At 42.1% G+C, this 14,264-nt stretch carries 15 protein-coding genes; 8 read left to right on the forward strand and 7 right to left on the reverse strand.

What is annotated here, in order from left to right; genetic code table 11:
* Positions 1 to 5 precede the first annotated feature (5 nt).
* Positions 6 to 188, forward strand: a complete 183-nt coding sequence (locus SKC35_RS10910) for a hypothetical protein (protein WP_223131415.1) — start codon at positions 6 to 8, stop codon at positions 186 to 188.
* A complete protein-coding gene (gene gatC / locus SKC35_RS10915; protein ID WP_377979398.1) occupies positions 178 to 465 on the forward strand; it encodes an Asp-tRNA(Asn)/Glu-tRNA(Gln) amidotransferase subunit GatC in 288 nt (95 codons plus the stop codon). Before SKC35_RS10910 ends, gatC begins: the two co-directional genes overlap by 11 nt.
* An 11-nt stretch (positions 466 to 476) precedes the next feature.
* Here the strand turns inward: gatC and aroB are convergent, their stop codons facing one another.
* Positions 477 to 1,505: a 3-dehydroquinate synthase gene (gene aroB, locus SKC35_RS10920; protein WP_377979399.1), complete on the reverse strand. Its 1,029-nt coding sequence runs from the start codon at positions 1,503 to 1,505 to the stop codon at positions 477 to 479.
* Between the two features lie 111 nt (positions 1,506 to 1,616).
* Here aroB and SKC35_RS10925 point away from each other — a divergent pair, with 111 nt between their 5' ends.
* Positions 1,617 to 2,600 (forward strand): pyruvate dehydrogenase complex E1 component subunit beta, encoded by a 984-nt coding sequence (locus tag SKC35_RS10925; protein WP_130923015.1) that lies wholly within the window; start codon positions 1,617 to 1,619, stop codon positions 2,598 to 2,600.
* A 218-nt stretch (positions 2,601 to 2,818) separates the two neighbouring features.
* Here SKC35_RS10925 and SKC35_RS10930 read toward each other — a convergent pair whose 3' ends face one another.
* On the reverse strand, positions 2,819 to 4,297 hold the full coding sequence (locus SKC35_RS10930; RefSeq protein ID WP_377979400.1) for a Do family serine endopeptidase: 1,479 nt from the start codon (positions 4,295 to 4,297) through the stop codon (positions 2,819 to 2,821).
* Positions 4,298 to 4,442: 145 nt separating this feature from the next.
* Here SKC35_RS10930 and lysS point away from each other — a divergent pair, with 145 nt between their 5' ends.
* Positions 4,443 to 6,158: a lysine--tRNA ligase gene (lysS, locus tag SKC35_RS10935; RefSeq protein WP_377979401.1), complete on the forward strand. Its 1,716-nt coding sequence runs from the start codon at positions 4,443 to 4,445 to the stop codon at positions 6,156 to 6,158.
* 152 nt (positions 6,159 to 6,310) lie between these two features.
* On the opposite strand, the gene SKC35_RS10940 is transcribed toward lysS, so the two are convergent.
* Positions 6,311 to 6,505 (reverse strand): cold-shock protein, encoded by a 195-nt coding sequence (locus tag SKC35_RS10940; RefSeq protein ID WP_130895221.1) that lies wholly within the window; start codon positions 6,503 to 6,505, stop codon positions 6,311 to 6,313.
* Positions 6,506 to 6,716: 211 nt separating this feature from the next.
* Here SKC35_RS10940 and SKC35_RS10945 point away from each other — a divergent pair, with 211 nt between their 5' ends.
* Positions 6,717 to 6,938, forward strand: coding sequence for a PspC domain-containing protein (locus tag SKC35_RS10945; protein ID WP_223131421.1), 222 nt, complete (start codon positions 6,717 to 6,719; stop codon positions 6,936 to 6,938).
* Here the strand turns inward: SKC35_RS10945 and SKC35_RS10950 are convergent.
* Positions 6,935 to 7,927: a glycosyltransferase family 2 protein gene (locus SKC35_RS10950; RefSeq protein ID WP_377979402.1), complete on the reverse strand. Its 993-nt coding sequence runs from the start codon at positions 7,925 to 7,927 to the stop codon at positions 6,935 to 6,937. The two genes, SKC35_RS10945 and SKC35_RS10950, sit on opposite strands and share 4 nt — an antisense overlap.
* A gap of 85 nt (positions 7,928 to 8,012) precedes the next feature.
* Here SKC35_RS10950 and SKC35_RS10955 point away from each other — a divergent pair, with 85 nt between their 5' ends.
* The gene (locus SKC35_RS10955; RefSeq protein WP_377979403.1) at positions 8,013 to 9,734 is read left to right on the forward strand and encodes an amino acid permease; all 1,722 of its coding nucleotides are present in this window, start codon (positions 8,013 to 8,015) and stop codon (positions 9,732 to 9,734) included.
* 128 nt (positions 9,735 to 9,862) lie between these two features.
* Here the strand turns inward: SKC35_RS10955 and SKC35_RS10960 are convergent, their stop codons facing one another.
* Genes SKC35_RS10960 through SKC35_RS10970 form a run of 3 tightly spaced genes read right to left on the reverse strand, consistent with a single transcriptional unit; the run spans position 9,863 to position 12,000 of the window.
* Complete coding sequence (locus SKC35_RS10960; RefSeq protein ID WP_377979404.1) at positions 9,863 to 10,543, reverse strand: zinc metallopeptidase; 681 nt, start codon at positions 10,541 to 10,543, stop codon at positions 9,863 to 9,865.
* 4 nt (positions 10,544 to 10,547) lie between these two features.
* Complete coding sequence (locus tag SKC35_RS10965; protein WP_377979405.1) at positions 10,548 to 11,033, reverse strand: adenylyltransferase/cytidyltransferase family protein; 486 nt, start codon at positions 11,031 to 11,033, stop codon at positions 10,548 to 10,550.
* Positions 11,017 to 12,000, reverse strand: a complete 984-nt coding sequence (locus tag SKC35_RS10970) for a lysylphosphatidylglycerol synthase transmembrane domain-containing protein (protein WP_377979406.1) — start codon at positions 11,998 to 12,000, stop codon at positions 11,017 to 11,019. Before SKC35_RS10970 ends, SKC35_RS10965 begins: the two co-directional genes overlap by 17 nt.
* A 124-nt stretch (positions 12,001 to 12,124) precedes the next feature.
* On the opposite strand from SKC35_RS10970, the gene SKC35_RS10975 reads away from it, so the two are divergent.
* Both SKC35_RS10975 and SKC35_RS10980 read left to right on the forward strand, forming a co-directional pair.
* Entirely contained in the window at positions 12,125 to 12,934 is an 810-nt protein-coding gene (locus SKC35_RS10975; protein WP_377979407.1) for a glycogen/starch synthase, read from the forward strand.
* Positions 12,885 to 14,255 (forward strand): DUF4270 family protein, encoded by a 1,371-nt coding sequence (locus SKC35_RS10980; protein WP_377979408.1) that lies wholly within the window; start codon positions 12,885 to 12,887, stop codon positions 14,253 to 14,255. Before SKC35_RS10975 ends, SKC35_RS10980 begins: the two co-directional genes overlap by 50 nt.
* The last annotated feature ends 9 nt before the right edge of the window (positions 14,256 to 14,264 follow it).

Below are 14,264 nucleotides of genomic sequence, written 5' to 3' on the forward strand. Positions count from 1 at the left end.
AGAACATGGCCAAAAAGGACAAAAAGAAGGAATTACCCACCGTTCATCCAGAATTAGCGGGATTTGAAATGAATATTGATTCATTAGGGACTATCACGTCCACTTTGGATCGTGATCGTTTAAACGCCTTTTTGGACAAGCACATGCCCGAGGATAAAAAATTAAAACCGAAAGAAAATGAAGGTTAGTCAAGAAGATGTGAAGAAAGTCGCGCATTTGGCTCGATTAGAGATGCCTGAATCCAAGCTAGGGGAGATGCAAGATTCGATTAACAAGGTGTTAGTCTGGATGGAAGCCCTTAATTCGGTGGATACGTCGTCTGTGGAGCCTTTGGTCCACATGACATCTGCTTTAAATCATTTCCGCGAGGATGAGGGTAAAGTGACTTTAGATCGTGCCAAAGCCCTTGCCTTAGGTCCTGACACCAATGATACCTATTTCAAGGTGCCGCAAGTAATCGAGTAATAATCGAATAATTAGCCAATATAGTACTCAATCGCCTTTTTCATTTCCGATTTACTCACCGGTATATCATAGCCGCAATCTCCAATACCCGTTAATAGCGAGAAGCGAACTTCACCGCCTTTGTTCTTTTTATCCTGTAGCGTTAAGGCGATAATGGCTGGAATTTCAGATGCCTTCAGCGTCACCTTTCCGTAGGTCTCGAACAAGTATACTTCGATATCACCTAATTCTTCCGCGCTAATTAATCCGCGTTGATAGGCTAAAAATGCCTCCATGATCATTCCTACAGCGATGGCTTCGCCGTGCAAAATCTTCCGCTTTCCTTGATCTAATAAGAATGTCTCTACCGCGTGGCCTAAGGTGTGTCCCCAGTTTAAGATCTTGCGCAATCCTTTCTCAGTAGGATCCTCTGCAACCACCGCTTTCTTGATTTCAACAGAATGCTGAATTAGGCTAGCAAAATCTACCTCCGAGAAATCGGTGTGGCTAATTTGCTCCCATTTCTCCGCATCACGAATCAGGCAATGCTTGATTATTTCGGCATAACCTGAAAGCTTTTGAGCAGCAGGTAATGTCTGTATGAAAGTTGGGTCAATCAATACCGTTTTTGGTAAATTAAATACCCCAATGTGGTTCTTCAATCCCTGAAAATCAACGCCTAATTTTCCACCCACACTTGCATCTACTTGAGCTAATAAGGTCGTAGGGATCTGAATAAAGTCGATTCCTCGCTTATAAGTAGAAGCACAGAATCCTCCCAAATCTCCAATTACCCCACCACCTAAATTAATCAATAGGCCGTGGCGATCCATATTCGCCTTTGTCATCGCTTCCCATACTTTTTCGCAGGTAGCTAAATGCTTGTTATTCTCTCCAGACTTAATCTGAATCTTGATAAAGCCCTTGGGTAAATACGCTTGAATGAGAGGAAGGCAATGCTTCGAAGTGTGTTCGTCTACGAGAACCGCAATTTGCAAATAGGTATTTTGGCTTAAAAAAGCCGGCAAAGAATTTGAAATAGCTGCGATTTCTACTGACATAGGATTTTTTCTTCAATGGATTCCTCAAAATTACCATGATTTTGTGAAAATGGACTATTTTTTGCCTAATTTTGTACCCGCTTGTTAATCCCACAAGATTTACATTTTTTTATGAGAGAAATTCAGTTTAGAGAAGCCTTACGTGAGGCGATGTCAGAGGAAATGCGTCGTGATGCATCTGTTTTTTTAATGGGTGAGGAAGTAGCGGAATACAACGGTGCCTACAAAGTTTCGCAAGGAATGTTAGACGAATTCGGTCCAGAACGCGTTATTGATACGCCGATTGCTGAATTAGGTTTTGGTGGTATTGCCGTAGGTGCTTCTGCGAATGGCCTTCGTCCCATCGTTGAATTTATGACCTTTAACTTCTCTTTAGTAGCGATTGACCAAATCATTAACTCTGCTGCTAAATTGATGTCTATGTCCGGTGGGCAATTTTCTTGTCCTATTGTTTTCCGTGGACCTACGGGAAATGCTGGCCAATTATCTTCTCAGCACTCGTCTAACTTCGAGAACTGGTTTGCTAACACTCCAGGCTTAAAAGTAGTCGTTCCTTCGAATCCGGCAGATGCGAAAGGTTTAATGAAATCAGCAATTCGTGATAACGATCCAGTGATCTTCATGGAATCGGAAGTGATGTATGGTGACAAAGGTTTAGTACCAGAAGGCGAATACTTAATCCCAATCGGCAAAGCGAATATCGTAAAACCGGGTTCAGCGGTAACGATCGTAACTTTTGGTAAAATGCTTTCTCGTGTGGTGATGCCAGCGGTGGAGGAATTAGAGAAGCAAGGAATCTCTTGCGAAGTAATCGACTTACGTTCTGTTCGTCCGATTGATTATATCACCGTGGTAGAATCAGTGAAGAAAACGAATCGTTGCGTCGTAGTAGAAGAAGCGAATCCATTATCGGCTATCTCATCGGAGATCGCTTACCACTTACAACGTTGGGCATTTGATTACTTAGATGCACCAGTGGTTCGTGTGAATTCACGTGACTTACCACTTCCGTACGCACCTACCTTGATCGAAGAAATTCTACCAAGCATTGAGCGTACGATCCAAGCGGTGAAGACAGTAACCTATAAGAAGTAATTTTCTTAGAGCATAAAAAAAGCCGGAGTTTCGCGAGAAGCTCCGGCTTTTTTGTTGTCGCTACTTATGAAAGAATAAAGCACAAAGAATAAAGTCGGTATCCGCTTCGCTGATGAATTCGTGAAAAATTCTTCACAAACGTATCGCCACCGGCGATTCCACCTCTATGCTTTATTCTTTGTGCTTTAATCTATACTCTCTACTCTATAATCTATAATCTACAACACATAAATAAACCTCGATCCATCCACATCCACACCCTCTAGCTTGATGCGGCCTTTTCTAGATTCTAAAGCCTCAACCGCTTCTTTAGGAGAATTGATTACCTTATCGTTGATCTTAGTGATCACAGAACCTTTCGCAAGTCCGTACATTTCAAGACGGCCATCCGGTAATACCTCGGCGATCTTTACACCTGAGCTTACGCCGAATTTCTTCATCTCAGCAGGAGTCAAGCTCGCAAACTTAGCGCCTAAGAATTCTGATTTCGCTGATTCAGAAGAATTATCGCCTTTCACGATTTCGGTGTTGCCGTCTTTGTTCTTCAAGGTTACCTTGAATTCTTTCGTAGCACCATCGCGGTTAACCGTTACCTGAATAGCCTCGCCTGGACGCTTGCGGCTAACGATTTCCATCAATTTAGCTGATGATTTAGTCTCTACTCCGTCGATCTTCACGATCACGTCGTTGATTTTGATACCTGCATCTTTCGCAGCTGAGTTTTCAGAGAAACCACCCACGTACACGCCAGCACTTGTTTTAAGGTCTTTTTCGTCCGCTAATTTGGCATTCACTTCCGAAATTTGAACTCCTAAGAAACCGCGTTGAACGTTACCATATTTGATTAAGTCACCTGACACTTTCTTTACGATGCTCACAGGAACGGCGAAAGAATAACCTGCAAATTGACCTGTACGAGAGTAAATCGCGGTGTTGATACCGATTAATTCTCCTTTTAAGTTCACCAAAGCTCCCCCTGAGTTTCCTGGGTTAACCGCCGCATCCGTTTGGATGAAGGACTCTAATGGATTAACATCTGGAGAATCGCGGTCGATGATGTTCTGGCGACCTTTGGCAGAAACAATACCTGCTGTAACCGTTGACTCTAAATTAAAGGGATTTCCCACGGCTAATACCCATTCGCCCACGCGAAGGGCGTCTGAATCGCCAAAAGTCAAGAAAGGTAAATTCGTTTCCTTGATTTGAATGACCGCTAAATCCGAGGATGGATCCGTTGAAATGACTTTGGCCTTGTATTCACGCTTATCATTTAAGATAACGGTTACTTCAGATGCTTCAGCCACTACGTGATTATTAGTAACAATATAGCCGTCTGCTGAGATGATTACACCTGAACCAGACGCTTCTTGTGGTTGTTGCTGTTGTCTACGGCCACCGCCACCTCCGAATGGATCTCCAAATCCGAAGAAATCATCGAAAAGGCTCGAAGACTGTTGTCTTTGGCGAACTTCCATTTTCGTCTTAATATGAACTACCGCTGGAGTAGTTTTCTCGGCAGCATAGGTGAATTCCCCAGGATTGCCGGGTAAATTTGGATTAGATACGGAAGTAGTGAAAGCGGAGGGTGCATCCGAGAATCCGGATGAGTTTCCTAAATTAAAAAGAGAATAGGCACCTAAGGTGACTCCACTGGACATTAATGCAATGATTGCATACGACTTAAGCTGATTATTCATTTTTATTTTTTCGATTTAAATTAAAAATTACTGCTGCGAATTTAAATGAAAATTCGCCTCGCACAACCTCATTAACAAGTTTTAAGAGTTTTAAATCCCAAAGGAAATGGCTAATTTTGTGGTTCATTCGTAAAAACACGTTCAAATGATTTTAAGTGAGCAAGAATTATTGAGGAGACAAAAGCGCCAAGAATTATTGGCGATGGGAATTGATCCTTATCCTGCACAGGAATACCCGGTGAATGTTTATTCTGATCAGATTTTGGCAGAATTTAAACCGGAGTCTGGCAACTACCAAGACGTGGTATTAGCAGGTCGCTTAATGGGCTTCCGTATCATGGGAAATGCCTCTTTTGCCGAACTTCAGGACGCGAATGGCCGTATTCAGTTGTACTTCCGCCGCGACGATCTTTGTCCGGGCGAGGATAAAACCTTGTACAATACGGTATTTAAAAAGTTACTAGACATCGGTGACATCATCGGTGTAAAAGGATATGTTTTCACGACGCAGATGGGAGAAATTTCCGTTCACGTACGTGAGTTTACGATTCTCTCCAAAGCCCTAAAGCCACTTCCTGTCGTTAAAGAAGCAGATGGCCAAACCTACGACGCCTTTTCTGATCCAGAAATGCGTTACAGACAGCGTTACGTTGATTTAATCGTTAACCCATCCGTAAAAGACATCTTCATCAAGCGTGCGAAGATCATCTCGACGATGCGTGCGATGTTTGACGAACGTGGTTGGTTAGAGGTGGAAACACCGGTATTGCAAGCGGTACACGGCGGAGCTTCGGCTCGTCCGTTCAAGACCCACCACAATACCTTAGATATGCCTCTTTATTTGCGTATCGCAAATGAATTATATCTGAAGCGCCTAATCGTAGGTGGATTTGATGGCGTTTATGAGTTCGGTAAAATGTTCCGTAATGAAGGAATGGACCGCACGCACAATCCAGAATTTACCTCATTGGAATTCTATGTTGCCTACAAGGATTATAACTGGATGATGAACCTGACGGAGTTAATCTTCGAAACGGTTGCCTCTCGTTTACACGGAAAAACTAAAATCGCGGTAGGGGAGAACGAAATCGAATTTGCAGGGCCTTATCCTCGTTTAACTATCTCGGGTGCTATTTTACAGTATTCTGGAGTAGATGTAGATGCCTTGTCAGAAGATGAATTGCGCGCGAAGTGTGTGGAGTTCGGAATGGAAGTAGATAAAGGGATGGGCAAAGGGAAATTAATCGACGAGTTATTCGGTGAGAAAGTAGAAGCGAATTTGATTCAGCCTACCTTTATCACCGATTATCCGGTAGAGATGTCACCTCTAACTAAGAAGCACCGTTCGAAAGAAGGTTTAGTAGAGCGTTTCGAGTTATTCGTGAATGGAAAAGAAATTGCGAATGCTTACTCTGAATTAAATGATCCAATCGATCAAAAAGAACGTTTCGAAGATCAATTAGCCTTGGCGGAGCGCGGAGACGACGAGGCGATGGCGATGGATCACGATTTCATTCGTTCACTTGAATATGCGATGCCTCCAACCTCTGGTATTGGTATTGGTATTGACCGCTTAACGATGTTGATGACGAATCAATCCTCCATTCAAGAAGTATTGTTCTTCCCTCAAATGCGGGCAGAGGTTATCAAGGAAGTTGATTCTGAATCTGCATTTGCTGAAAGAGGTATTTCTGAAGTATGGATCCCTGCCTTACAAAAGATGGGAATCTTAACATTAGAAGCCTTGGATGCTGCAAACCCGAACAAAGTATTTAATGACTTAGGTGGAATGCGTAAGAAATTGAAGATTGATGCGGCGATGCCGACGAAGGACGAAGTGACGGCTTGGATTCAAGGATAATCGCTTCACTTATATGCATAAAAAAAGCCTTCCGTTAAGAAGGCTTTTTTTATTTCTCTTTAACTAGAGATCAATGTTGCAATTTTTGTAGGTCAAGCCTAAATATATATTGTAAATAAAGATTTTCTCTAATCAAAAAAACTAAAGAAAAATTAGATTTTCTTTACGTTGATTGCGTTTGCGCCACGCTTTCCATCAGTAACTTCATAAGATACTGAATCATTTTCGCGGATAGTAACACCTGAAAGGCCAGTTACGTGTACGAAAATGTCTTCACCTGTTTGATCGTCAACGATGAATCCGAAACCTTTCGTCTCGTTGAAAAATTTTACTTTACCAGTTTGCATAAAAAAAATGTTAAAAATATTAATGCCATCCAGACGAAAGTCTTTCAAGCTCTCAAATGTAGAAAAAAAACAATTGTATGCAAGACTTTTAAAATAATAATTCGATTATTTTAAATTATATTTATATTATTACAATAAAATATATAACTATTTTTATTTGTCGGCATTTGCATTTAAAATTGACTAAATTTGTTTGTTCAATCAGTAACCTATGGAAAAGCTTAAATTTTTTGTTGAGAATCAGGCATTTGGCGTGTGTACTCGCTTAGGAGAGAAGTTAAATATTTCCACGAGTAGCATTCGATTGTACTTTATCTACACCTCGTTTATCACGATGGGATCCCCGGTGATTATTTATTTGATATTAGCTTTTTGGATGAATATCCGTCGCTATTTACGTCAAAGAAATAACCCAAGTGTCTGGGATATCTAAAATTTGATTTGATTGAATTTCTTTTTGCCTCGAAGGAAATAGTCTACTAGAATGTTTCCGGTATAACTGTTGATCCAGTTTTTCTGAACAGAGGACGATTTGGTTTCGAAGAATAAATAGCGATAAAAGCCATAATGGGCCTTTAATATGGCTAAAAAGGAGCCTAGCTTTCCTTCTGTCAGAAATTTCATACCCGCGATTCCATCCAAAATCATTCGTACGAAAATAGTCGAGAAGCGTTTAGAAGGCTCCAGATTTTTATAGAGTAAAATTAAGTTGTTGCGGAAATTCAGATACGTTTTGAAAGGATTTTCTTTGTTTAAGGTCCCGCCACCTACGTGTAATACTTCACTTTCAGCCACGGCTGCGATAGCATATCCTGCTCTTTGCATGCGCCAGCAAAGGTCTATCTCTTCCATATGGGCAAATAAATAGGCATCTAGCCCACCCACTTTGTGGAAAATTTCTGCGCGAACCATCAAACAAGCACCAGAGGCCCAGTTTACGCTGGATGTTTTGTATTGTCCTTCGTTTTTCTCAAGCGTATCGAATAGGCGCCCACGGCAGAAAGGGTAACCATAGGAATCCCAAAATCCACCCGCGGCTCCTGCGTATTCAAAATACTCCGGCTTTTGATAGTCTAGAAGAAATGGCTGTGCCGCGGCAACTAAAGGATTGGCTTCGAAATAGGCCACTAAAGGTTGTAACCAATTCTTGCGTGGCGCAATATCAGAATTCATCAGCACGAAATAGTCCGCTTTTATTTGGCCCAATGCAAAATTATAGCCGCCCGCATAGCCGAGATTTTCAGCCCAAGAAAGGACGGAAACGCTGGGGAAATTAGAGGCTAATAAGGCCAAAGAATCGTCTGATGAGCCATTGTCTGCTACATAAATCGCCGCATCCTGGGTATTCTCAAGGACGATAGGCAAAAAGTCGGATAAGAATTTCCGACCATTGTAATTTAAAATAACGACGGCGACAGACATAGTGCAAAGGTAATCGAAATCAATCAAATTAGAATTTCTTTCAGAAAGATGTATTTTTGTCACTTCATTAACAATCCAATACCGTATGTGGTCAAGTTTTTTTCGTAAGAAATCCATCGATAAAATTATTTCAGATCAATTAGAAATTGAAAGCATTGAGGGGAACTCGATGGATCGAAATCTGGGAGTGCGCGATTTGACCTTTATGGGTGTGGCGGCAATCATCGGTGCAAGTATCTTCTCAGCGATCGGTCAGGCTTCTGCGAATGGCGGTCCAGCGGTATCGATGTTGTTCGTGTTTACGGCAATGGCCTGTATGTTTACGGCCTTCTGTTATGCCCGTTTTGCAGCTACCGTTCCTATTTCTGGTAGTGCTTATACGTATGCTTATACGAGTTTGGGTGAGATTGTTGCCTGGATTTTGGGTTGGAATTTGCTTTTAGAATATGCCATTTCGAACGTCGCTGTGGCCATTTCGTGGTCAAAATACTTTGTGGATTTGCTAGAAGGATTAGGTGTTCACGTGCCAGAGTTTATGACGATGGATTATCTATCTGCCAAAAGAGCCTTCACCGAAACCACCTCCGCACTAGCTAGTGGTGAGAAATTTGAAGCTTTATCTGTTAACCTGCGCGAAGGTTTTACCGCCTACCAATCGGCTCCCACCATTTTCGGCTGGCATTTTGTGGCTAATATTCCGGCACTTTTGATCACGGTAGCGATTACCTATTTGGTCTATATTGGAATTAAGGAGTCAAAAAACACGAACAATATTCTGGTGATTTTGAAGCTATTGGTCATTATGATCGTAGTAGGAGTGGGTGCTTTTTATGTACAGGTAGAGAACTGGACGCCATTTGCACCGAATGGAATTTCTGGCGTGCTGAAAAGTGTGGCGGCCGTTTGTTTTGCCTATATCGGGTTTGACTCCATTTCTACCACCGCAGAAGAGTGCAAGAATCCGCAGCGGGATATTCCCAAAGCGATGATGTATGCCTTGATCATCTGTACGGTTCTTTACGTTTTAGTTACCTTGGTTTTAACGGGTATCGTGCCATCTGAAAATTTAGCGGGGATTGAGGATCCTTTGGCCTATATGTTCATGCAAGTAGGCTTAAACGGAGTAGCTGGCATTGTAGCCGCAAGTGCCGTAATTGCCTTGACTTCGGCACTACTAGTCTATCAATTAGGTCAGCCACGTATTTGGATGACGATGTCCCGTGATGGTTTATTGCCAAAAGCCTTCTCACGTATTCACCCCAAATACCGTACCCCATCGTTCTCCACGATTATGACGGGCGTTTTAGTAGGTGTGCCTGCCTTGTTTGCAAACCTAGAAGAGGTGATCAATTTAAGTAGTATCGGAACGCTGTTCGCATTCGTATTAGTTTGTGGTGGTGTTTTAGTGTTAGATCTTGATCCAGAGAATCAAAAGAAATCTAAATTCAAGATTCCTTACATAAACTCAAGTTATTATGTAGGTTTATCACTGATTTTAGCGCTTGGGCTTATTTCGTATTCCGGAGTTAATCTGGGAGAATGGTTACAAGGATTGTATACTGGTGAAGCAAAGGCGGATCACTTTATTATGTTCGGGTTTTTCATCATCTGGTCTGTGATGGCCTTCTTCAGCGTGACGAAGAAGTTGTCTTTAATCCCTGTGTTAGGTTTATTAGTCAACTTGTATCTGATGACTCAAATGGGCTCCACGAACTGGGAACGTTTTATGTACTGGTGCTTGGCGGGGGTGGTGATTTATTTTGGGTATAGTTATAGACGTTCGAAATTGAACGTAGATAATAGATAATAGAGTAGAGAGTATAGAGCATGGATGGTTTTACTTCGGACCCTTTTCCTCCAGACTTTAACAAAAAAGGGAGCATTTGCTCCCTTTTTTGTTACCATATCTCTACTCTCTACTCTATAATCTCTACTCTAATCATTTCTTCTCCCACCCAACAAATTCAAATAATACAGCAACTGCGCTAACATACCGAGCGCGGCCACAACATAGGTCATAGCAGCCCACCAAAGTGCATCTTTTGACATTGCGTATTCTGTAGGCGTTACGATTCCTTTTTCTTTGATCCAATTCAACGCTCTATTGGAAGCATCAAATTCTACCGGTAGCGTGACAAAGCTAAACAAGGTAGCCATGGCAAATAAGGCCACTCCAACAGCTAGCAGTGTGCTATTCCCGGTCGAATACAAAACCATCATTCCGATCATTAATAGGATGGGCATAAAGCCATTTGCAATGCTCAGCATGGGAACCATGGCGCTGCGGAATTGCAAGAAGGCGTAAGCTCTAGCGTGTTGAACCGCGTGGCCACATTCGTGCGCTGAAACAGCAGCGGCTGCTGCGTTACGGCCGTGATATACATCTGCACTTAAGTTGACTGTTTTGTCAGCAGGATTATAATGGTCGGTTAGTTGTCCTTCCACTGAAATAACCCGAACATCCGTGATGCCATGATCTGCTAGCATACGCTCAGCAATTTCGTGGCCAGATAGGTTGCTCAGGATGGGGGTTTGTGAATAGGTTTTGAATTTGGATTTTAGTCGCCAAGAGATAAGCATACCTGCGACTCCGAAAAGGATGGCAATGAAATACATGGTTTTATTGTTTAAGTTTTTGAATGATTTTAGTAGTAGAATAATCTGGCACAAGCGCGATCGTTTTTACTGATCCGCCGGCTGCTATTACTTCTTTGGCCCCCACAATCGTCTCAATCGTGTAATCGTCACCCTTTACGAGAACGTCTGGGCTAAGGGATTGAATGAGTTCTAAAGGCGTGGGTTCCCCAAAAATGATGACCATCGAAACAAAACCCAACGCAGCGATCAGGCGTGCCCGAGCATACTCCGCATTCACCGGTCTTTCGACTCCTTTCTCTAGGGTGCGAACCGAAGCATCTGAGTTAACGGCAACGATCATTTTAGTGCCAAATTCGCTGGATTTCTCTAAATAATCCACATGGCCTAAATGCAAAATATCGAAACATCCGTTCGTGAAAACGACTTTATCTCCGTTCGCTTTCCATTGCTTACGGAGTTCGATTCCCTGGGCCAAAGTGACAATTTTATGTTCAGTTCTGTTCGACACGTGAGCTAATTTTGGGTAAAAATAAGGTTAAAATAAAACTAAATCCACCCAATAACAACAGGGTGATCATTTGAGTTCCGTGGAAAAAGGTGGCTAACATAAAGCCGTCTTTATAGGTCAGTGAATAGAATACAAAGGCTGAGGCCACTAAGCTGTGGTAAGCTCCGATGCCTCCTTGGGTAGGTGTGGCCATCCCAAAAGTGCCCATCACTAAAACGGTGAGCGCTGCGCTCATGCCTAAGTGTTCACTGATAGGAAAGGCTAAAAATAGTGTATAAGTACTCAAATAATAGCACAACCAAATACCTACACTATAGCCGATGAATTTGCCTGGTTGAGCTAAGTGGCGAATGCTTCCGATTCCTGCTACCCATCCGAGGATCATTTTGCCCACTTTCGATTCGGCGCCTAGGCTTTGGAGAAAATCTTTAAACTTCCATAAAACGCCTAAGCCGATTAAGCCCAAAATAGATGCCGTAATGATTAATGTACCTGAAGGTAGATGCAAGGTAGGGAAAAGACTCTTTTGCAAGGGTTCCCATTCGAACACAAAGGTGATGCCTACGAGCACAATTAGGCTTATTAAATCCACGATTCGTTCAGTGATAACCGTGCCAAAAGATTCCTCAATGGGAATATCTGCCGTCTTTTTCAATGATCCACAGCGTGAAATTTCGCCTAAGCGAGGTACCAGAAAACTTGCGAAATAACCGATTAATACCGCCGAAAAGGTGCGTACGGTTCCTGGCTCATAGTTCATCGCCCCCAAAAGTTGCTCCCAACGTAGCGCACGCAAGAGATGCGACAGGATCGCAATGACGACGGAAACGGCCACCCAATTGTAGTCGGCTTGCTGGAAAGCAGTTAGGATGTCATTCCAATGCAATTGGCTTTTGGAAAAAGCCCAATACAATAGGCCTGCTGCCAATAAACTTGATATAAGGTATTTTAGGATTGATTTTAGCATTTGGTTCTTTAATCAGATGGCAAATTAAAGACCTTTCATTGTATAATGATGGTGATAATCCGATTATTTTTTTGTATTTTTGTAATGTTTTTTGGGGTAATTTGCCCCTAGTAATCAATTTAGAATGGCCAAATTACGTATTCTTTACGTTTCAAGTGAGGTAGATCCTTTTCAAAACACGTCTAAAATTGCTGATTTCGTACGCGCTCTTCCTACAGCAATGCAGGAGAGAGGGATGGAAATTCGAATTTTAGTGCCAAGATTCGGTTCGATCAATGAGCGTAAAAACCGATTGCACGAAGTGGTTCGTCTTTCAGGTATTACCATTCCAATGGGTGAGGAAGAAAAGCCTTTGACCATTAAAGTAGCGAGCATTCCGGCTGCGAAATTACAAGTATACTTCATCGATAACGAAGATTATTACCAACGTAAATATGTGTTAACTGATAAGGAAGGCGCATTTTACCCAGACAATCACGAGCGTGCTATTTTCTTCTGCAAAGGAGCGTTAGAGACGGTTGTGAAGTTAGGTTGGGCTCCAGATGTCATTCACTGTAATGACTGGATGTCTAGTTTAGTGCCTTTGTATATTTCGACACATTACCAAAATCACCCGATTTACAAGGATTCGAAAACTATTTTCTCTCCACACAATTCTGCCTTCGATTTCACGTTTGAATCAGACGATTTGATCGAAAAAGTGAAGATCGGAGATTTGGACGAAGCTCATTTAGGTAGCTTAGCCGGAGGAAATTACGAAGCATTTATTAAGATAGGTGCGGAGTATGCAGACAAAATAGTTTCTTTAGAAAATGCGGATAATAGCCGTATTCAATCGATTATTGATGAATATCAACATAAAACCTCTCAAAACATTGCCGATAATGACCTCGATTTCTTCGAAAAAACGTACTTGGAAATGTCCGGCAATTAAATGGGTAGGAATTCTTTCCTTATTCCTTGCATCCTGTGATACACCTAAAGAAATTGGCGACGATTTGTTTAGTGTGGAAGTGGGTTTGAATTATTCAGATACGATCACGATAAAATCGTCGACCGTTCTGATTGACTCAATCTACACAGGTTCGCCTAATAGCCTTTTATTGGGTAATTTTAACCACCCTGTGTTAGGTTTGGCGGAATCTGCTTTTTTCACTCAGGTGTCTAACATTGATACGTTGTTTGCGAAGAGTACGTCCGTTTACGACTCCTTAACCCTTCGTTTAGCTTATGCGAATTACCAAGGGGATACGACGAAAACACAAACCATGAGTGTGTATCGTTTGTTGGATAGTTTAAACAGGGGAACCGATTATTTTGCTAATTCGTCTGTCCGCAACGATGCGACGCTTTTAGGTAGACATACTTTTGCTCCGCGTCCTATTCGTACAAAAGCGATGAATGGCGATTCGATTCGATTCGATACGCTTCGTTTCCGCATGTCTGATACCTTCGGTCGTGAATTATTGAGTAAATATGCTGACGCGACAGTAGCCGCGGGTAGTAAGGGATTTAGAGATTATTTCCCGGGTATGTTGTTTAAATCAACTGCCTCTACAGCAGGTGCTATGATTGGTTTTAACCCGGGTTATTCTCGTATGACCTTGCACTTCCATAATCCAGGAGATACGACTAAGTATTACATGGATTATTATTTCAGCTTATCGAATTCTCTTTATCCTGAATTATTGGCACGTTTTAACCAAATAAAATCCACTAAATCAGGGGCTTTAGCTGCTCTCCAAAATCCAGGAAATAGTGTTTCTTCTGTCGCTACAAGTGGTTTGACCTATATTCAGGCGGGAACAGGTGTTGCAACAAAGGTGGAATTTCCGTATCTATTGAACTTAAAAGGTAATCGCAATGTAGCGGTAAATAAGGCTGAGTTAGTCTTGACTGCGGCAGACAATATCGATTTACAACAAACCATAGGTCAGTTATCCATCGTAGAGACGAACTCCACGAATCGTACATTGCGCAACAGCTATGGTTTGAAGTATTTGCTTTCTGAGGGTGGTTCTACGGTTTTAACGGCTGCGATTGAGCCAGGTTCTAAAACCTATACCTTCAATGTAACAACAGCGATTCAGTCGCTATTAGTAGGTAAGCAGGCGAATACAGGCTGGTTAATTACCCCGGCGTTGACTTCGAATTCGGCTGGAAATACGAGAATCATAAACGAAAGTACACGTTTTGTGCCATTGCAAGCATTGAAAGCTCGTTTGAAAATCTATTATTCTTATATTGCCAAATAAACTCCGGCA

Origin of the sequence: Aquirufa originis, assembly GCF_042714495.1 — a bacterium.
In the GTDB taxonomy this organism is placed as follows: Bacteria; Bacteroidota; Bacteroidia; order Cytophagales; family Spirosomataceae; genus Aquirufa; species Aquirufa originis.